The sequence below is a fragment of the Corynebacterium frankenforstense DSM 45800 genome (assembly GCF_001941485.1).
Taxonomy (GTDB): domain Bacteria; phylum Actinomycetota; class Actinomycetes; order Mycobacteriales; family Mycobacteriaceae; genus Corynebacterium; species Corynebacterium frankenforstense.
Genome location: NZ_CP009247.1, coordinates 1,159,619 through 1,179,863, shown reverse-complemented (window position 1 = coordinate 1,179,863; position 20,245 = coordinate 1,159,619). Strand labels below are relative to the sequence as shown.

12 protein-coding genes and 1 pseudogene are annotated in these 20,245 nt (G+C 72.0%); 8 read left to right on the top strand and 5 right to left on the bottom strand.

From position 1 onward, the window contains the following. Window positions 1-177: 177 nt before the first annotated feature. Window positions 178-1,698, top strand: a complete 1,521-nt coding sequence (exaC, locus tag CFRA_RS05120; protein WP_075663730.1) for an acetaldehyde dehydrogenase ExaC — start codon at window positions 178-180, stop codon at window positions 1,696-1,698. Between the two features lie 92 nt (window positions 1,699-1,790). Here exaC and CFRA_RS05115 read toward each other — a convergent pair whose 3' ends face one another. Then, window positions 1,791-3,827, bottom strand: a complete 2,037-nt coding sequence (locus tag CFRA_RS05115) for a YhgE/Pip domain-containing protein (protein ID WP_075663729.1) — start codon at window positions 3,825-3,827, stop codon at window positions 1,791-1,793. After that, window positions 3,824-4,918, bottom strand: coding sequence for a hypothetical protein (locus CFRA_RS11730; protein WP_211272339.1), 1,095 nt, complete (start codon window positions 4,916-4,918; stop codon window positions 3,824-3,826). The genes CFRA_RS05115 and CFRA_RS11730 overlap by 4 nt, the downstream gene beginning before the upstream one ends. A gap of 291 nt (window positions 4,919-5,209) precedes the next feature. Between CFRA_RS11730 and CFRA_RS05105 the strand changes: the two genes are divergently transcribed. The 3 genes from CFRA_RS05105 to CFRA_RS05095 all read left to right on the top strand — a co-directional run bounded on the left by CFRA_RS05105 (window position 5,210) and on the right by CFRA_RS05095 (window position 9,581). After that, window positions 5,210-5,788: a TetR/AcrR family transcriptional regulator gene (locus CFRA_RS05105; RefSeq protein ID WP_075663727.1), complete on the top strand. Its 579-nt coding sequence runs from the start codon at window positions 5,210-5,212 to the stop codon at window positions 5,786-5,788. A gap of 142 nt (window positions 5,789-5,930) precedes the next feature. After that, entirely contained in the window at window positions 5,931-6,713 is a 783-nt protein-coding gene (locus CFRA_RS05100) for a CBS domain-containing protein (RefSeq protein WP_075663726.1), read from the top strand. A 513-nt stretch (window positions 6,714-7,226) separates the two neighbouring features. After that, entirely contained in the window at window positions 7,227-9,581 is a 2,355-nt protein-coding gene (locus tag CFRA_RS05095; protein WP_075663725.1) for an HNH endonuclease signature motif containing protein, read from the top strand. Window positions 9,582-9,646: 65 nt separating this feature from the next. Here the strand turns inward: CFRA_RS05095 and CFRA_RS05090 are convergent, their stop codons facing one another. Continuing rightward, on the bottom strand, window positions 9,647-12,424 hold the full coding sequence (locus tag CFRA_RS05090) for a DEAD/DEAH box helicase (RefSeq protein ID WP_083666849.1): 2,778 nt from the start codon (window positions 12,422-12,424) through the stop codon (window positions 9,647-9,649). Window positions 12,425-13,001: 577 nt separating this feature from the next. Here CFRA_RS05090 and CFRA_RS05085 point away from each other — a divergent pair. The 3 genes and pseudogenes from CFRA_RS05085 (at window position 13,002) to CFRA_RS05075 (ending at window position 16,750) form a co-directional block, all read left to right on the top strand. Then, window positions 13,002-14,129, top strand: a complete 1,128-nt coding sequence (locus tag CFRA_RS05085; protein WP_075663724.1) for a CE1758 family FMN-dependent luciferase-like monooxygenase — start codon at window positions 13,002-13,004, stop codon at window positions 14,127-14,129. Between the two features lie 247 nt (window positions 14,130-14,376). Further along, a pseudogene (locus CFRA_RS05080) lies at window positions 14,377-15,091 on the top strand (FMN reductase). A gap of 261 nt (window positions 15,092-15,352) precedes the next feature. Further along, window positions 15,353-16,750: an L-serine ammonia-lyase gene (locus CFRA_RS05075; RefSeq protein WP_075663723.1), complete on the top strand. Its 1,398-nt coding sequence runs from the start codon at window positions 15,353-15,355 to the stop codon at window positions 16,748-16,750. A gap of 47 nt (window positions 16,751-16,797) precedes the next feature. Here CFRA_RS05075 and hisS read toward each other — a convergent pair whose 3' ends face one another. Continuing rightward, a complete protein-coding gene (gene hisS / locus CFRA_RS05070) occupies window positions 16,798-18,075 on the bottom strand; it encodes a histidine--tRNA ligase (RefSeq protein WP_083666848.1) in 1,278 nt (425 codons plus the stop codon). Window positions 18,076-18,296: 221 nt separating this feature from the next. Next, complete coding sequence (locus tag CFRA_RS05065; RefSeq protein WP_075663722.1) at window positions 18,297-19,055, bottom strand: MBL fold metallo-hydrolase; 759 nt, start codon at window positions 19,053-19,055, stop codon at window positions 18,297-18,299. A gap of 116 nt (window positions 19,056-19,171) precedes the next feature. On the opposite strand from CFRA_RS05065, the gene CFRA_RS05060 reads away from it, so the two are divergent. Then, the gene (locus tag CFRA_RS05060) at window positions 19,172-20,020 is read left to right on the top strand and encodes a peptidylprolyl isomerase (RefSeq protein WP_075663721.1); all 849 of its coding nucleotides are present in this window, start codon (window positions 19,172-19,174) and stop codon (window positions 20,018-20,020) included. Window positions 20,021-20,245 lie beyond the last annotated feature (225 nt).

Sequence of the window (20,245 nt, the reverse complement as noted above, 5' to 3'; positions counted from 1 at the left end):
CGCAGGGCGCCAGCGTCCCCGCGGGGCGCGGGCACCCGCCGCTCCGGGCGGCCACGCACCGCGCGGGCGGCTGCACGCCGCGGGGCCGGCGCGACGTCGTCAATCTTTCGGTAGTGTCGGCGGTCACACCTGTTGTTCACGAAACAACTTTCCGCCCCTACCGAAAGGACGCCGACCGTGACCGTCTACGCGAATCCCGGCACCGAGGGTGCCGTCGTCAACTTCCGGCCCCGCTACGAGAACTTCATCGGCGGCGAGTGGGTGCCGCCCGCCGAGGGCCGCTACCTGGAGAACATCAGCCCCGTGACCGGCAGGGTCTTCTGCGAGGTGCCGCGCTCGACCGCGCCGGACGTCGAGGCCGCGCTCGACGCCGCGCACGCCGCCAAGGACGCCTGGGGACGCACCTCCCCGGCCGAGCGCGCGAACGTGCTGCTGCGCATCGCCGACCGCATCGAGGAGAACCTCGAGGCCCTCGCCGTCGCCGAAACCTGGGACAACGGCAAGGCGGTGCGCGAGACGCTCGCCGCGGACCTGCCGCTGGCCGTCGACCACTTCCGTTACTTCGCGGGTGCGCTGCGCGCCCAGGAGGACCGCACCAGCCAGATCGACCACGACACCGTCGCCTACCACTTCCACGAGCCGATCGGCGTGGTCGCGCAGATCATCCCGTGGAACTTCCCCATCCTCATGGCCTCCTGGAAGCTCGCGCCCGCCCTGGCCGCCGGCAACGCCGTGGTGCTCAAGCCGGCCGAGCAGACCCCGGCGTCGATCCTGCTGGTCGCGGAGCTGATCGCGGACATCGTCCCCGACGGCGTGCTCAACATCGTCAACGGTCTCGGTGAGGAGGCCGGCGCGGCGCTCTCGGGCTCCGAGCGCATCGGCAAGATCGCCTTCACCGGCTCGACCGAGGTGGGCAAGATGATCAACCGGGCCGTGGCGGACAAGATCATCCCGGTCACCCTGGAGCTGGGCGGCAAGTCACCCTCGATCTTCTTCCCCGACATCATGGACGCCGACGACGCCTTCCGGGACAAGGCCGTCGAGGGCTTCGCCATGTTCGCCCTCAACCAGGGCGAGGTGTGCACCTGCCCGTCGCGCGCGCTGGTCCACGAGTCGATCGCCGACGAGTTCCTCGAGCTCGGCGTCGAGCGCGTCCGCCAGATCCGCACCGGCAACCCGCTGGACACCGACACGATGATGGGCGCGCAGGCCTCGCAGGAGCAGATGGACAAGATCTGCGGCTACCTCGACGTCGGCCCCTCCGAGGGTGCGAAGACGCTCATCGGCGGGAAGGCCGCGCAGCCCGAGGGCACCGAGGGCGGCTACTACGTCGAGCCGACGGTCTTCCTCGGCGACAACTCGATGCGCATCTTCCGCGAGGAGATCTTTGGCCCGGTGCTCTCGGTGGCGACGTTCCGCGACTTCGACGAGGCCGTGGCGATCGCCAACGACACCAACTACGGCCTCGGCGCCGGGGTGTGGTCGCGGCAGTCGATGACCATCTACCGCGCCGCGCGCGCCATCCACGCCGGCCGGGTGTGGGTGAACCAGTACCACAACTACCCGGCGCACGCGGCCTTCGGCGGATACAAGGAGTCCGGCATCGGACGCGAGACCCACCTGATGGCGCTCAGCCACTACCAGCAGGTCAAGAACGTGCTCGTCTCCTACGACCCGCAGGCGACGGGACTCTTCTGACGGCGAAGGGCGGGGCGCACGCCGCGCCCCGCCCCACGGGTGCTCCCGCCCGCGGTAACCACCGGGGCGTCGTCAATCTGACGCCGGCGGGCTCACACGGTGAGCTCGGGGTGCAGGTCCTTGTGCATGATGATGCGCCCGCGCCACGCGGAGATCGAGGACAGCGTCCACGCGATCGCCAGCACCAGCAGCAGGGCGAGGACGGCCTGCACCGGCCGCGGGTTCGCCGCCGTGGAGCCGGGCACGTCGGTGCCGATGATGACCTCGCGGAAGATGTCGACCGTGAAGCGCATCGGGTCCCAGGAGTGGACGTGCTGGATGAACTTCGGCTGCGTCTCCGGCGGGTAGAGCCCGCCCGAGGAGACCAGCTGCAGGGCCATGAACATCAGGCAGATCACGCGGCCGGCCGTGGCGCCCACCACCGCGTTGATGGCCTGGGTGACCGCGACGAATACCGCTGAGACGCAGCACATCGACACCCACAGGCCCAACGGGTGGGCGGCGTCGAGCCCGATGAGCCCCTCGAGCACGATCCAGATCAGCGTCGCCTGGCCCACGCCGACGGTCAGCGCCGGCAGGTAGCTGGCCAGCACCGCGCGGAACGGCGCGACGCCGGAGTCGAGCGCGCGCTGCTGGACCGGGCGCAGCACCATGAACATGATGGTCGCGCCGACGAAGAGCGCCAGCGAGATGAAGAACGGCGCCAGGCCCACGCCGAAGGGGGTCAGGTCCTGGGCGGTCAGCAGGCGACGCACCGGGTTGCCGCCGGCCTCGGCGGCCTTCTCGCGGTTCTCGCCCTCCTGGCGCGGGACCTTGCCGGCGCCGTCGGTGATCTTCAGGGCCAGCTCGCCGGAGCCGTCGTCGAGCTCGACCAGGCCGTCGCGCAGCGATCCCGCGCCGACGGTCAGCTGGCGCGAGCCCGCGGCGAGCTTGCTGGTGCCGTCGGCGAGCTGGTCGGCGCCCACCGTCAGCCGCGAGGAGCCGTCCTTGAGACGCTCGAGGCCGCCGGCCAGCTGCTGCGAGCCGGAGACGGCCTGGGAGACGCCGGAGCGGTACTCGCTGGCCGGGTCGCCCAGCTGGCCCGCGAGCTGGGCCGCGCCGTCGCGCAGCTGGTGGATCTGCCCGGTCAGCTCGGGGTTGAGCCCCTTGGCGTAAAGGTCGGCCACGGCCGCGTCGAGCTGGTCGGCCAGCTGCGCCGCGCCCGGCACCCCGGAGGCGCGCAGCTGGGTCGCGGCGTTGACCAGCGGGGCGGCGAGGTTGTCCTGGGCGCCGGCCAGCTGGTCGGCAACCCCGGAGATCTTGTCCACGCCGCCGGAGATCTGCCCGGCGCCGTCGCCGAGCATCGCGGTGGCCGCGTCCAGACGGGTCAGCCCGTCGGCCAGCTTCGTCGCGCCGTCGTGGGCGGTGCCGATGCCCTCGTCGAGGGTGTGCGCGCCGTCGGCGAGCTTCGCCGCGCCGTCGTGGGCCTTGTCGAGGTTCTGCTCGAGCGTGCCGGAGCCGTCGGCGAGCTTGCCGGCGCCCTCCTCGGCCGTGCCGGCGCCCTCGTGCAGGCGGCCAGCGCCGTCGGCGGCGGCGTCCATGCCCTCGCCGATGGTGGAGAAGCCGACGAGCATCTGGTCGGTGATCTGGGTGCCCACCACCCCGGAGATGGTGTTGACCATGACCTGCGTGGCGGCGTTGCCCAGCATGGTCGGGATGAAGCCGTTGGCGTTGTTGAACGCGACGTTCAGCGTGGTCGAGCGCGGGTTGTCGCTGGTCACACTGGTCGCGGCGGCGGAGAAGTCGGTGGGGATCTCCACGGCGAAGTAGTAGTCGCCCTCGACCACGCCGTCGAGCGCCTCCTGCGCGGAGGTCTCCTTGAAGTCGAGCGGCTTCTGCTTCATCAGCTCGTCGACGACCTGGTCGCCGGCGTTGAGCTCCTTGCCGTCGGGGCCCTTCGCGCCCTCGTCGGAGTTGACCAGCGCGACGGGCAGCTGGTCCATCCTGCCGATCGGGTCGAAGTACGACCACACGAACAGCCCGCCGAAGATCAGCGGCAGGCACATGATGGTCACCAGCGCGATCGGCGGCAGCATGCCGCGGCCGAAGCGCCGCATCTCGGTGCCGGTGTGCAGCAGTGCGGGGATCATCGGCGCTCCTCTCCTTCAGTGCGGATGTCTGCGTGGTGCTTGCCGACGTCGCGTCGGTCAGCCGTGGGTGCGTCCTGTGCGTCCTGCACGCCGCGCTTGCCGACGTCGCGTCGGTCGGCCGTAGGTGCGTCCTGCGCCCCTTGCGCGCCGTTCTTGCCGACGTCGCCCCGGTCGCCGGCGCGCGCATCCGTCGCCGCCCGGCGGTTGGCGGCGGCGTGGTACTCGCCGACGTCGCGGCGCACGTCGAGGAAGCGCGCCCCCTCGGGCGCGCCGTCGTTGACGGTGTGCGCGATGACGGGCAGCTCCTCGGCGAGGCGGACGAGGCGCTCGAGCATCTCCGCGCGCAGGTCCATGTCGCGCAGCTGGTCGATGTCGTCGACGATGAGCAGGTCGGCGTCGGGGCGCGCGATGAGTGCGAGCATCACGCGCACGGTCAGGCGGGTCTCCACGTCGATCTCGCCGGCGGGCGTGGCGGGGTCGAGGTCCTCGAGGCCGAGCACGCCGGACCACCGGGTGACGTAGGGGTGGGCCATGATGTCGCGCGGGGCGTGCCGGTAGAACGGCAGCGCCCAGGCGACCTGCTCGCGGATGGACTCGCGCACGGGGACCTGCCGCTCGAGCGAGTCGGTCTCGGGCACGCCGGCCAGCGCCACGCGGCGGAAGCGTTCGCGGGCGCCGGTGTGGCCGAAGCCGCCGCGGCCGGACTCGTGGCCGCCCTCATCACGGCGCTCGTCGCGCCCCCTGTTGCGGCGCCCGTCGCGGCCTGCGTCGCGGCGCATGAGCACCTCGCCGTCGACGGCGCGGCGCCGCCCGGCAAGGGTCAGCGAGAGGGCGGTGGTGTTGTGCTCGCGCAGGTTGCGCAGCACGGTCAGCCCCTCCCCCACGGTGAAGTTGACGGGTTCGGCGTCGCGGGCGACGGAGAGGTCGTGGGCCTCGATGACCGGGTTCTCGACGGGCCCGAGGGCGTCGTCGGGCCGCGGGTCCAGGTCGATCTCGACGGTCTCGTCGGCGGGACCGGTGACCCGGGTACGCCCCACGGCACCGGCGGGATCTGCGGCGCCGGTGCGCCGCACGCTGTGTGCGTCTGCCACATTTCCCCCTGGTTCTGGGCGCTTCCGGGCCGCAAACCCCGGAAGCGGAGGTTCTACTATCACTTGCTATCCTGATGATAGTGCTTCCACCGGCGCCGCGCTGTCAACTCACGGGCCGGGCGACGTGGCGCGTGGATCGGACGACGTCCCGCGCGTGTCAGGTCACGTGGCGGGCCACGTGTCAGAATCACGTGCCGGGCCACGTGTCAGATCACGTGCCGGGCCGCCCCGGGCCACGCGGCGCGCGGCGGAGGCCACGGGACCGAGGTTTTCGAGGAGAGGATGGCAGGGATGCGTTCAGACGCCCGCGAGCGCCGACGCCGCATCATCGACACGGCGTGCGAGCTGTGGCGCACCACCAACCCCGGCGAGGTCACGCTCGAGCGGATCGCCCGGGAGGCCGGCGTCGGCATCGCCACCGTCTACCGCAACTTCACCGACCGCCAGGACCTGGCCTGGGCGGCCGCGCTCACCCTGCTCGAGCGCGCGGCGGCCCACCAGGAGGAGACGATGGCGCACTTCGCCGAGGACCCGCGCGCGGCCTGGGACGGCTACGTCCACCACCTGGTCGACATGGGCCTGGGCACGCTGGTGCCGGCGCTGGCTCCGGAACACCTGGCCGAGCTGCCCGACGAGCTCCACGACGTCCGCGTGCGCACCCGGGAGAACATGGGCAGGATGCTGGAGCTGGCCCACGAGCACGGGTTGATGCCGGCCTCGCTGACGCCGGACCAGTTCATCACCCGGCTCACGGTCGTCTCGCGCCCGCCGGTGCCGGGCGTGCGCGAGCTGGACCCGGACGTCACCGAAGAACTCGTCGAGCTCCTCCTCGAGCACGGGCGCATGACCGCGTCGCGCGGCGCGCGGTAGCCGCACAGCCGACGCGCGCCGCACACGCCGACACGCGCCGGACACATCTTCACCCGCGGCGCACGCCAGCACGCGCCGGCCGGAACGGAAGCGCCCGCGCCGGGCCGCGCGGGCGTCGTCAAGCGCGCATACCATGGCCTGCATGGACAGCACCGCGGACAGCAACGGTGAGGGCCGGCGCGCCGCCGCGTTCCTCGCCGCCTTCAACGACATCGAGGACCACCTGCGCGAGGCACTCAACGCCAAGCGCAGCGACAGCTTCAAGTGGATGGTCGGCCTGGCCGAGAAGAAGCACCTCATCTCCGCGCCGCACGCCGAGCAGCTGCGCGACTACGCCGAGCTGCGCAACGCCATCAGCCACGGCACCTACGAGGGCCTGACCCCCATCGCCGACCCGCTGGCCTCGACGGTCGAGTCGATCCGCGCGATCCGCGACCTGATCCTCGACCCGCCGCTCGCGCTGTCGGTACTGGGCACGCACCAGGTGCAGAAGCTCGCGGGTAACGACGCCCTGAGCGACGTCCTCGAGTTCATCGACACGACCGGCATCTCGCAGTTCCCGGTCTACGACCAGGGCAAGTTCCAGGGACTTCTGACCACGGACCAGATCGCGCGGTGGTTCGCCACGCACCACGGGGTGCTGGACGGTTCGGGGAGTCCCGGTGGCGACGGGACGCCGGACTTCGCCTCGGCCACGGTCGCCGACGTCATGGCCGGCCCCCGAGCCTCCGGCGAGCGGCGCGCCATCTTCCTGCCGCGCGACGTCGGCGCCCAGGAGACCGTCGACCGCCTCGTCGAGGTCGACGGCGAGGGCCACGTCCCCCGCGCCGCCGTCATCACCGAGCACGGCCGGCCGCACCAGACGCCGCTGCGCATCGTCACCGCCTCCGACCTGGCGGAACTCATCCGCGTGCTGGACGCTTAGGCCGTCAATTTCCGACGTCCCGGTGGTGCGCGTCGGCGCGTCTGTGCGGGTGGGTGCGTCTGTGCGCGTGGGTGCGTGGTGCGTATTGCGCGCGTGGGTGCGTGGTGCGTATTGCGCGCGTGGGCGCGCGGTGTGAATGGCGCGCGGTGTGAATAGCGCGTGGCGTGCGTGGTGCGCCTCGCGGCGCACCACCGATCGGCCGGACCTGGTTGGACGGACCTGGCTAGCCGGAACTTGTTGGACGGACCTGGCTAGCCGGACCTGGTTGGACGGACCTGGTTGGACGGACCTGGTTGGCCGGACCGGGTTGGCCGGAACTGGCTAGCCGGACCTGGTCAACACCACCAACCGAGATCATGTGACACATATCACTTCGCACGTGGCCATCTTTCCATGCCTCACCCTTGCATTCGTACATACATTCGCATAACATGATGGTCAGAACGGAAAGCACGGGGGGATCGACTGGCCGGTAGCAGGCCCCCCGGGATCAGGGCCCAGGGAGGTGACCCGATGACCACCGCGACCGCACTCAACCCCGACGGACCGGATTCCGCGCGCGTCCGCGAGGTCAACTCCCTTATCGGGCGGATCTCAAGCGACATGGAGAAGGTCTCCGAGCTCATCGACACCTCCGTCAAGGCCCGCGAGTTCCAGGACATGCTGCCCTCGCTGGTCAACCTCGAGAAGGCGATGGGCTCGAAGACCGTCATCGATCACACGGTCGCACACCTGGCCGGAGTGCACCACGCCGGCAACCTGACGGGCACCTCGCGGGTGGACCTGTTCCTGGCGGAGGTCTTCGACCTCTCGCGTGCTGAAGCCCGCGCCCGCGTCGACGGCGCCGAGAACACCTACGGTCCGGCCCGCCCCGCGGCGGCACCGGACCCGACGCCGGCCCCAGAGCCCGACACTGACGCCGGTGATGGCACTGGCCTCGGTAACGGCGCGGATTCCGGTACCGGTAGTGTGCCCGGCGCCGATGCAGGTGCTGCCTCAGGCTCTGGCGCTGACGGCGTCGGTGCGGATTCCGGTGCCGGAAGAGTTCCCGGCGCCGGCGAGGATCTGGGCCCCGACGGCGCGCCCGGCGACGGCGACGACTGGTCCTCTGAGGCTCCCGGCAGCGGGCCCGCCGACGAGGCCGAGTCCGAGCGCGAGCGCGCTGAGCGCGAGCGTGAGAAGCGTGAGCGTGCCGAGCGGGAACGCGAGGAGCGCAGGCGCCAGGAGCAGGAGCGTCTCGAGCGCGAGAAGGCCGAGCGCCGGGCGGCGGAGGAACGTCGCCGGCAGGCCGAGGGCGACCGCCGGGAGGCCAACCGCCGCGCCCGCGAGAAGAAGCTCGCCGCCGAGAAGCTGCGCATCATCAACAACGAGCTGAAGAACCTGCTCGACGAGGCCAAGGTCGGCGCCGAGGAGCTGCGCCGCCGCGCGATCGAGGAGGCCGACAACCGCTCGCCGGAGGATCTGCGCGACTGGATCCGCAACCGCGTCGCCGAGGCCAACCTGGAATCCGGTGACCCGCTGGCTGCCTTCAAGAAGCGTTGGCTGTGGGTCTCGAAGCAGCAGGCCGACGGCGGCGTGCACATCAAGGGCTACCTGCCCGCCTCGACGGCCGCGCTCCTGAAGCATCTCATGGCCGGCGCGACCCCGGGCTTCGACCGCCCCAAGGACGACGACGCCGACGCCGACATTCTCGAACTGGGCATCCCCGGTCTGGACCCGGACGGGGTCGCCGCCTCCCGTGCCAAGCGCAACGGGCCCGACCGGCGCCGCCGCGCCGAGCGGTACGCGGACCTCCTGCACCACGTGCTCAGCGCCTACGCCGCCGGCAAGACGGAAGACACCGGCAACGCCGCGATCGTCCTCTCGCTCGTCGCCGACGACGCCGACGAGATCATGCAGGCCGGCGCCGACGTCGAGACGGACCCGGCCAAGGCGCGGAGGGCCTTCATGAGGAGGCACCCGACGAACACCGGAATCGACCTCTCGCTCTTCGAGCTGATGAAGATCAAGGCGAAACCCTACGACTACCTCGTCCTGCACGACACCGCGGGCAATCCGCTCTACGCCGGCAGGGCCCGGAGACTGGGGAACTTCATGCAGAAGGTCGCGCTGTTCGCCGCGGAAGGAGTGTGCTCGTACCCGGGCTGTACCGCGCCCGCCGACTTGGTTGAGCTCCACCACGACTGGCCCCACAGCGACGGTGGCCCCACGGACATCAACAACCTGACGTTCCGGTGCAAGGAACACCACAGGGACAACAACGACAAACGCGACATGCAGGCCTCACGCGGCTGGTCCGCGCGGGACCCGGAGACCGGGCGGATGGGCCACACCCCGCCGGCCGCGTCCTCGGACACCTCCGGTGTGACGATCAACCGGACGCAGCGGGCAGACTTCTCCGCTGGCGAACGGATCCGGCGCAAGTACGAACACCTGGACAGCGAGTCCGGGAACGACACCACACACCCGACCGACGGGAGCGGTGCGCCCGCAGCCGGGCGAGACCCCAACGGGGCCGGTGTGCCCCGAGGCGGTGCCAGATCTGACGGGAGCTCTGTGCTCCAGGACGGTGCCGGACCTGACGGGAGCTCTGTGCCCCAGGACGGTGGAGGATTCGACGGGACCGGTGTGCCCGCGGACCCGGATGAGTCCTGGATGGCGGACTACGAGGACTACCTCGCCGAGAAGTACTCCGAGGAGTCCGAGGACGCGGGCGGACCCGGCTCTGGAGCCGCAGCGGGCCACCCCGCCGGGGCCGGGTTCGACGAGCCCGAGGACACCCACTACGCCGCCCCGCTGAACTTCGACGACGGGGACGGCGGCGGAGAGGATTGGCCCGGCGACGAGCCCACACTGTTCAGCGCCTGAGCGCCCCACCGGTAATCACCAGTAATCGAACCTGGCGTGACGCCGGCCCGGCGCGCTGGCCGTCCCTAGGCCTCTCCCCCGGTGTCCCCCTTGGACTCCCGGGTGTCCCCGGCGTCCCCCTCGGCCTCCCCACCGACATTCCACCGCTTGCGCTCCGCCGCGATGATCTCCTCGGCCAGCTGCGACTCGGAGACGTCCACCGCGTCGTGCACGCGCGCCGACTCCGACTCCCGGGCGTAGGCGTCGAAGACCTTGGTCTTCTGCCCCAAGATCTCCAGGAGCCGCTCGTCGGCGGTGTCGTCGGCGACCAGCCGGTGCACCAGCACCGTGGACGTCTGCCCCATGCGGTGGGCGCGTGCGATCGCCTGCGCCTCGATGGAGGGCTTGACCTGAGGCTCGACGAGGATGACCACGCTGGCGGCCTGGATGTTCAGCCCCGCACCCGCGGCGGTGATCTGGGCGAGCAGCACCGCGGGCCCGTCCACGGCGGCGAACTGGTCGACGAGGTCCTGCCGCTTCGCCGCGACCACCGAGCCGTCCACCGTGCCCACGACAGTCTTACCGAGCTCCTCCTCCAGCCGGCCCAGCACGTCGAGGAAGAACGAGAAGATGAGCACCTTGCGCCCGGCCTCGGCGGCCTCGTCGACGATCTCGCGCAGACGCTCCAACTTCGCCGGCACGCCCACGGGCGTGGTCATGGGCGCGCGCCGCATGGCCATCCAGCCGCCCTCGCGCACGGCCTCGAGGTAGTGCCGGCGGTCTTCGTCGTTGAGGTCGATCCAGTCGATCGTCTCGGTCTTCTGCGGCAGCTCGTCGAGCACGTCGTCCTGGTTGCGCCGCAGGTACACCGGCGCGATACGGCGCCGGAACTCGCGGGCGGAGAGGTCCGCCACGTCGAGCTCCGGGGCGATGTAGCCGACGAGGTTCTCGAAGTCCTCCACGGCGTTCTCCAGCGGGGTGCCCGTCATCAGCAGCGCGTGCGCCGCCGTGTCCACCAGGCGCGCGACCGCCCGGGAGCGCTGCGCCCGCGGGTTCTTGATCATGTGCGCCTCGTCGACGACCACGAACTCCGGCGCGCCGAGCCGCGAGGCCATGGTGCGCGCGCCGTCGTAAGTCACCACGCAGAACCCGCCCTCGCTGCGCCAGGCGTCCACGAGGTCCTCCTTGACCGCGCCGTGGGCGCGGAAGACGGGCAGCCCGTCGGTGAAGTTCTTGATCTCGCGCTCCCAGTTGACCACCACGGAGGCCGGGCAGACGACGAGCACGCGGGTGCGCGCCACCCCGTCGACGGCGGCCACGTGCGCCGCCGCGGCAATCGCCTGGACCGTCTTGCCCAGGCCCATCTCGTCGCCGAGGACGGTCTTCTTCTGCACCACCGCGAAGCGCGCGCCGAAGGACTGGTAGCCGCGCAGGTGCAGGTCGGGGTTCAGGAAGGTGCGGTCGAGGCGCAGCGCGCGAATCGCGGCGAGCGTGTCGGCGTCGAGGTCCTCGCCGCCGGTCTTCTGGTTGCCCAGCAGGTCGGCGAGCAGCCCCTGGTAGTGCGCGGGCCGGCGCTCGTAGTCGGCCCACGGGTTCACCGTCACGGTCAGTCCCCGGAAGGTGTCGAGCACCTGCGGGTTGGCCTGCGCCCAGGCGATGTCGCGGCGGAAGCGCGCGTAGGTCTCGTTGCTCTTCTCCCCGCCCGAGTACGCCACCGCCCACCGGTCGGGGTCGCCTGCCGCCACACTCCAGTTCCTCGACAGGTCGGCGATCTCGAAGAGGCGCCTGCGCCGCGCCTGCTGCTCCTCGTCGAGGTCCGGCAGGGCGTCATAGCGCGCCAGGACGTTGACCAGCTGCACGGCGTAGCGGGTCCGCTCGGTGCCGATGTCGCGGCGGGGCTCGGCGGCGGCCTCGGAGAAGAGCGTCTCGGCCGCGGCCTTGAGCCGGTCGGCGGAGCGCTGACCGATCCCGGGGATCTGGCGCAGCTGGCCGGCGTGGGCGCGGCGCACGTCGCCGACGGTCTTCACACCGGCCTCGGGCAGCCCGGAGATGCGCAGCCGGTCGGCGGTGACCTCGCGCAGCGTCTCCAGCGGCATGCCGTCCAGCAGCTGCTCGGCCTCGACCCGGCCGCGCTCGGCGAGGATCCGCTCGAGCTGCGTGCGCAGCGTGGCCTCGGAGAACGGGTCGTCACGCGCGGCCCGCGCCCGCTCGAGCACCGCGGCGACCGGCCCCGGGTCGAAGGGGTCAAGGCCCACCGGCCCCGAGGTGCCGAAGTGCCCGTTGAGCGCGTCCTTGACCGCCTCGCGCGCGGCCTTCAGGTAGCGGTTGGGGGTCCCGTGCGAGCCCGGGAAGAGGTGCACGCCCTCCCGCTGCAGCTCGGTGGCCGTGTGCATCCGGTCGAGCGCCTCGCGGGCGCGCACGAGGGCGCCGCTGGAGTCGATCCCGCCGAGCACGCTCTCCAGTTCCGCGGCGGCCTCCCGGGCGGCGTCGACGCGCCCGCCGCCGAAGAGCCGGCCGAAGAAGCCGGGCGCGGCCTTCTTCGCCCGCTTGCGGAGCTCGGGGACCTCCCCGGCGTCGTCGATGAGTGCGAGCAGCGCCTCGGCGAGCCCCGGATCCGCGTTGGCCTCCTGGACGGCGTAGAAGCCGTCCGGCCACGTCAGCGCCCACGGGGTGAGAAAGCATATCCACTCACCGGTGTCGGAGTCGCGCAGGTACGCGCTGTTGAGGTCCGCCGCACGCGGCGAGGACACCCAGCCGGCGAGCCACTCGGCGGCCTCCCGGGACTCCCTCGCCACGGCCGTCACCTCATCGGCACGCCCCAGCAGGGTCTGAAGCTCGACGGAGGTGAAGGTGCGCTGCGACATGGACAAGATTCTGCCACGGCGCCCGGGCTCGATTTCCGACGCCCCGGTGCTCCCCCACTGCGCACAGGCCCTACGTGCGCGGTGCCCGCCGGCGTGGCGAACTACCGCGCATCCATCCGCCTGCCCACCGGAGGTCGCCCGCCGCGCCCGGGGTCGATTTCCGACGCCCCGGTGCTCCCCCGCCGCGCACAGGCGCGGCGTCTGCCCCGGGCACAGGCGCGGCGCGTCCGGCGCACACACGGACCTCCCTCCCGGCGCGCGCGGCGCCGACGAACCTCGCCTGACGCGCCCGGGAATACCCGCCCCACACAGTTTGTTGACATGTCATAGAGTGGCGGACAGTGTCACTCCCCGTGAATCAAAGACACCCGACGAAACCTTCAACCACGGAAGCACTCCGTACAGTCAGTTAGCGGCGGCCGGCGTCGGCCCACGGACCAGTCCGACGGGGCCGGACCCCGGGAGCAGTCCCGCCGGCCGAACCCGGCGGGAACAGCCCGGCGGGACCAGCCGGTCCGACCGACGGGACCGGCCGACGCGACCGCCCGCCCGAGCAATCAGAGTCAGGAGCCCCACCATGCAGTTCGGCATCTTCACCATCGGAGACGTCACCGAGGACCCCACCACCGGGCGCACCCCCACCGAGGGCGAGCGCATCGAGGCGATGACGAAGATCGCGCTCAAGGCCGAGGAGGTCGGCCTCGACGTCTTCGCCACCGGCGAGCACCACAACCCGCCCTTCGTGCCCTCCTCACCGACGACGCACCTGGCCTACATCGCGGCCAAGACCGAGCGCATCCTGCTGTCGACCTCCACGACGCTGATCACCACCAACGACCCGGTCAAGATCGCCGAGGAGTACGCCTTCCTGCAGCACCTGTCGGGCGGGCGCAACGACCTGATGCTCGGGCGCGGCAACACCGGCCCGGTCTACCCGTGGTACGGCAAGGACATCCGCCAGGGCATCCCGCTGGCCGTGGAGAACTACCACCTGCTGCGCCGCCTCTGGCGCGAGCGCTCCGTGACCTGGCAGGGCAAGTTCCGCACGCCCCTGCAGGGCTTCACGTCCACCCCGTGGCCGCTTGACGACGTCCCGCCCTTCGTGTGGCACGGATCCATCCGCTCGCCGCAGATCGCCGAACAGGCCGCCTACTACGGCGACGGCTTCTTCCACAACAACATCTTCTGGAACAAGGAGCACACGGCCAAGATGGTCGGCATCTACCGCCGGCGCTTCGAGGCCTACGGCCACGGGCGTGCCGACCAGGCCATCGTGGGCCTGGGCGGGCAGGTCTTCATCGGCGACACCGAGAAGGAGGCCGTCGACTTCTTCCGCCCCTACTTCGACAACGCCCCGGTCTACGGCCACGGCCCGAGCCTCGAGGAGTTCAGCGAGCTGACCCCGCTGACCGTCGGCACCGCCGAGCAGGTCATCGAGCGCACCCTGACCTTCGCCGACTGGGTCGGCGACTACCAGCGCCAGATGTTCCTCATCGACCACGCCGGCCTGCCCCTGGAGGTCGTGCTCGACCAGATCGAGCGCCTGGGCCGCGACGTCGTGCCCGAACTGCGCCGCCGCTTCGAGGAGCGCCGCCCCGCCGGCGTGCCCAGCGACCCGCCCACCCACGCCAGCCTCAGGGCCGCGGGCTCCGGGCCGCACTTCGAGGTCGCCCCGGGCGCCCGCGGCGAGAGCCCGCAGGCGTAGCGTCATAGGCAAGCCTCATAAGTCCAGGCCGACCCTTCGGGTCACGGCCGGTTGACCCGGCCCGCAGGACCGGGTTCACCGACGGGCCAGCCAACTGGTCCACCGACGGGCCCACCGACGGGTCCACCGACGGGCCTACCGAAGGGCCCGCCGACCGGCTCCGTCAACCCGCTCCGTCAATCCGCTCCACCCACCGCTTCCACCCACCGCTTCCACCCGTTCCACCTTCACCGAGAGGAGTATCCCAGTGCGCCACCTGACAGTGGTCACCGCGGGACTGTCCACCCCGTCGACTACCCGGCAGGTCGCCGACCAGATCGCCGACTCCGTCACCGCCGCGGTCTCCGCGCGCGGCGAGGCCGTCGAGGTCCACGTCATCGAGCTGAAGGACCTCGCCGTCGATCTCGCCCAGGCGATGGTCTCCGCGGGCGTCGCCTCCCCCGCCCTGACCGAGGCCAAGCGCCTGATCAGCGAGTCCGACGGCCTGATCGCCGTCACCCCCGTCTTCAAGGCCAGCTACACCGGCCTGTTCAAGATGTTCTTCGACGTCCTGGACCCGAAGGCGATCGTCGGCATGCCCGTGGTCGTCGCGGCCACGGCCGGCTCCCCGCGCCACTCGCTCGTCCTCGAGTACGCGGTGCGGCCCATGTTCGCCTACCTGCGCGCCACCGTGATGCCCACCGGCGTCTTCGCCGCCACCGGGGACTTCGGCACCGAGGCCGGCCGCGCCCTGTCGCAGCGCATCACCCAGGCCGCCGGCGAGCTGGCCGAGAAGATGGTCACCCAGCACGACTCCGTCGGCGGTCTCGGCGGGGCCACCGCCCGCGGCCAGGTCGAGCCCGAGGAGACCCGCGAGCGCGCCGCCGCCCGCGCCGAGGCTGAGGCCCGCCGCACCGGCACCGACCCCGAGGAGGAGTTCACCCCCCTTCGCGGACCTGCTCGCCGGCCACGACGGCAAGTAGCGCCCCACAGCTGACGCCCACGGCAGGCCCAGACGGCACGCGCCCGCGACGCGTACCTACGGCAGGCGCCCACCACACACCGACGGTGCGGTGACCGCGCACGCCGCGCTGCGCGGCGTCGGGAATCGGGGGGGTGAGCCCGGCACACGGGGAGGTACACGCCGACGGCGGCGGGCGCGACGTCGGCAAGCGCGCGGGCGGGCGGGGCACGTGCGTAGGCTGGGGTGCCGTCACCGACCGCGACAGAGAGGAACCGACGCCGTGACCATCAGCATCGTCGACATGTTCAGCCTGGGCATCGGGCCGTCGTCCTCGCACACCGTCGGCCCCATGCGCGCCGCGAAGGACTTCCTCGACTCGCTCGACGAGACTCCGCAGCGCGTGCGCGTCGAGCTGCGCGGCTCGCTCGCGGCCACCGGACGCGGCCACGGCACCGACCGCGCCGTCGTCCTCGGCCTGGCCGGCCACGAGCCCGAGACCGTGCCCGCCGACGCCGAACCCGTGCCCGGCGCCAACGTGCCCGTCTTCGGCACCGCCAAGGGCCCGCGCGGCACCGTCGACTACGTCATCGACCTCAACCCCAAGCAGCTTCCCGCCCACCCCAACGGCATGCTGTTCACCGTCGTCGACGACCACGACGAGGCGCTGACCGAACCGGTGGACTACTACTCCGTCGGCGGCGGATTCATCCTCACCGGCGCCCAGCTGCGCGCCGAGCACGAGGAGGCCAACCAGCTCACGGCCGCCCAGGACCCGCACCCGGTGCCGCACCCCTTCGCCTCCGGCGAGGAGCTGCTGGCCCGCTGCGCGGAGACCGGCAAGTCCATCCCGGAGATCGTCCGCGAGAACGAGGACGCCCTGCACGCCGAGGACGGCGGCTGGCCCGTCGTCGCCGCGCACCTCGACGCCGTGTGGAAGACCATGCGCGAGTGCGTGCTCGCGGGCATGACCACCCCGGGCACCCTGCCCGGCGGGCTGGGCGTCAAGCGCCGCGCCCCGATCCTGCTCGAGCAGCTGCGCGACCAGGCGGCCCGCAACGCCGCGGGCTTCGGCGCGATGGAGTGGGTCAACCTCTACGCCATGGCCGTCAACGAGGAGAACGCCGCCGGCGGACGCGTGGTCACGGCCCCGACCAACGGCGCGGCCGGCATCATCCCCGCCGTGATGCACTACGCGCGCGACTTCCTGCTCGACTTCGACGAGGACGCCGCCCGCGACTTCCTGCTCGCCGCCGGGGCCGCCGGCTCGATCATCAAGGAGAACGCCTCGATCTCCGGCGCCGAGGTCGGCTGCCAGGGCGAGGTCGGCTCGGCCTCGGCGATGGCGGCCGCCGGCCTGTGCGCGGTGCTCGGCGGCACCCCGGCGCAGATCGAGAACGCCGCCGAGATCGGCCTCGAGCACAACCTGGGGCTGACCTGCGACCCCGTCGGCGGGCTGGTGCAGATCCCGTGCATCGAGCGCAACGCCATCGGCGCGGTCAAGGCGATCAACGCCGCCCGCCTGGCCCGCCTCGGCGACGGCACCAACCGCGTCTCGCTCGACGACGTGGTGACCACCATGGCCGCGACGGGCCGCGACATGAGCTCCAAGTACAAGGAGACCGCCATGGGCGGCCTCGCGGTCACCCTAGGGATGCCGGTCAGCTTCACCGAGTGCTGACGAGCCGCGGGGCTCAGGCCCCGCCGGAGCGCCCCCCGGGGTCTGTCCTACAGCCGCCCGGTCAGGTACTCGACCACGCCGTCGACGGCGACGGTCTCCTGCTCGCGGGCCTCGAGGTCGCGCACGGTCACGGTGCCGTCCGCCAGCTCGGACTCGCCGAGCACCAGCGCGAAGCGCGCCCGGGCGCGGTCCGCACCCTTCATCGCGCCCTTCAGGCCGCGGCCGCCGTAGGCCATGTCGGTCGACACGCCGGCCGCGCGCAGGCGGTTGACCAGCCCGGCCATCCGGCCGCGGGCCTTGTCGCCCAGCGGCACGCCGTAGACGTCGACGCGGCGGCCCACACCGAGGTCCGCGGCGGTGATGCCCTCGGCCTCAAGCGCCAGCACGGTGCGGTCCACCCCGAGGCCGTAGCCGATGCCGGAGAGGTCCTGTCCGCCGAGCTGACCCATCAGCCCGTCATAGCGCCCGCCGCCGCCGATGCCGGACTGCGCGCCGAGGCCGTCGTGGACGAACTCGAAGGTGGTCTTGGTGTAGTAGTCCAGCCCGCGGACCATGCGCGGGTTGACGGTGTACTCGACGCCGAAGTCGTCGAGCAGCCCGGTGACGGTCTCGAAGTGCTCCCGGCACTCGGCCGAGAGGTGGTCGAGCATCAGCGGCGCGTCGGCAGTCATCTCGCGGACCTCCTCGCGCTTGTCGTCGAGCACACGCAGCGGGTTGATCTCGGCGCGGCGCCGGGTCTCCTCGTCGAGCGGCAGGTCGAAGAGGAACTTCTGCAGCTTCTCGCGGTAGGCCGGCCGGCAGGTGCTGTCGCCCAGGCTGGTCAGCTCGAGGCGGAAGCCGCTGAGCCCCAGCGCGCGGTAGGAGCGGTCGGCCAAAGCGACGACCTCGGCGTCCAGGGCCGGGTCGTCGACGCCGATGGCCTCGATGCCGACCTGCTGCAGCTGGCGGTAGCGGCCGGCCTGCGGGCGCTCGTAGCGGAAGAAGGGGCCGGCGTAGTTGAGCTTGACCGGCAGCTGGCCGCGGTCGAGGTTGTGCTCGATGACGGCGCGCATCACACCGGCCGTGCCCTCGGGCCGCAGGGTCACGCTGCGCCCGCCGCGGTCGGCGAAGGTGTACATCTCCTTGGTCACCACGTCGGTGGACTCGCCCACGCCGCGGGCGAAGAGGTCGGTGTCCTCGAAGACGGGCAGCTCGATGTGCTCGTAGCCGGCCAGATGGGCCTGGCGGATGAAGGTGTCGCGCACCGCGAGGAACTCCGCCGACGCCGGCGGGACGTAGTCGGGAACGCCCTTGGGGGCACTGTGGGTCTGCTGCTTGTCACTCACGCATGAGATGGTACCGCGCTCAATTGCCGACGCCGCGCCCCGCCTCCCCCGGTGCCCTCCCGCGCCGTCGCCGCCGCGGGGCGGCGGGCTCCGCCCGCCACCCGGTGATAACAGCCGCGCGGACGCTCTCTGAGGTTGCGGAGGGCCTAGTGATCTTCGGGGCGGCGGACTAGTTGTCTCCGGTGCCGCCGGCCTCATCCCCGGGGCGGCGGGCGAACCGGTCACTCACCTTCGGTGCCGCCGGCCTCATCCCCGGGGCGGCGGGCCGCGTCCCCGGAGCCGCCGGCCTCATCCTCTGGGCGGCGGGCCGCGTCCCCGGTGCCGCCGGCGGAGCCGGCGGCACGCATGAAGGGCCCGGCGAAGGGGTTCGTGGCGCGCTCGGCGCGCACCGTCGTGGTCGGCCCGTGGCCGGGGAGCACCGGCAGGGCGTCGTCGAGCGCGGCGACGGGGCCGGCCAGCGTCCGCTTCATCGCCTCCGGGTCCGAGTACGGCAGGTCGGTGCGCCCGATGGAGCCGCGGAAGAGCACGTCGCCGGAGAGCACCACCTCGTCGGCGATCAGCAGCACGCTGCCCGGCGAGTGGCCGGGGGCGTGCGCCACGCGGAAGTCGTGGCCGACGAGGGTGACCACCGCGGCGTCGTCAAGCGGGCGCACCTCGTCCGGCTGGGCCATGGTCGCGGCGTCGAAGAGGCGGGCCGTCTCCGGCAGCACGCCGTCGCCGCCGGCGAGCATGAAGCGGTCGTCGGGGTGGATGTAAACGGGCACGCCGAAGTGGTTGGCCAGCTGGGCCGCGTCGCGGGTGTGGTCGATGTGGCCGTGGGTGCACACGACGGCTTCAAGCTCCAGGTCGAGTTTGCCCAGCACGTCCATGACCGGGGCGAAGGCGTGCATGCCCGCGTCGACGACCACGCAGCGGCCGTCCTCGATGAGCAGGTAGCAGTTCGTCTTGTACGGGCCGGTGGCGAATCCCTGGATCTCCATGGCCTCGACCCTAGACGCTGCCGCTACAATGACGTGGCGTTACCGCGGCCCACCGGCGATCGGATCCCGACCGGCCGCGGGGAAGTGACGAAGCAGACGGAAAGGTTCCCGCCGAAGTGAGTAACGAGCAACGCGGCCAGGAGGCGCTCGACGCCCTCGACAAGGCGCTCAAGAGCCGCGACCGCGCGGAGAAGAGCAAGCCGCTGGCCGTCGTGGCCATGTCCGCCGTGGCCATCCTCGCCATCGTCGGCGTGGTCTGGTTCCTGGCCACCCGCGACTCCGAGGAGGACGTCGTCGCCGACGACGCCGAGTCCACCGAGCAGACCTCCGAGGCTCAGGTCGAGCCGCTGGCCCTCGAGCGCGAGAACCCGCTGCCGGAGACCGTGACCTGCAGCTACGACGACGCCGGCGAGGCCGCCCGCGAGGTCAGCAAGCCGCAGACCGAGAACGTGCCCGCCACCGGCGAGGTGACCGTCACCCTGCAGACCGGCCAGGGCCCGATCCCGATGACCCTGGACCGTTCGGTCTCCCCGTGCACCGTCAACGCCTTCGTGCACATGTCCGAGCAGGGCTACTTCAACGACACGGTCTGCCACCGCATGACCTCCGGCGCGCTGAACGTGCTGCAGTGCGGCGACCCGACCGGCACCGGCTCCGGCGGCCCGGGCTTCCAGTTCGCCAACGAGTACCCGACCGACGAGATGGGCGCGCAGACCGGCAAGCCCGTGACCTACCCGCGCGGGACCGTCGCCATGGCCAACTCCGGCCCGGACACGAACGGCTCGCAGTTCTTCCTCAACTACGACGACTCGCAGCTCCCGCCGGACTACACCTACTTCGGCAAGATCACCGACGAGGGCATGGACACCCTCGGCAAGATCGCCGAGGCCGGTGTCGAGGGCGACCCCAACAACGGCGCGCCCGCCGAGGAGGTCCGCATCTCCGAGGCCACGGTCAACAAATAGACCGTCCGGAGGCCCCGCGGGGCCTCCCCCGGGCCAGCGCCCCGGAACCCGCCCCGGCCGGCGCCACGCGCACCGGCCGGGTTTTCTCGTGCCCGGGTCCGCGACTCCTCTCGAGCCTGGGGCATGCCACCACGTCCCGGTGTGTGCCGGCGGTTCGGCGGGATCCGGGGTCGTTCGCGTCCAGTTTCCTGCACGAATGTGCCCGCGCGACCGGGCGCTTGTAAC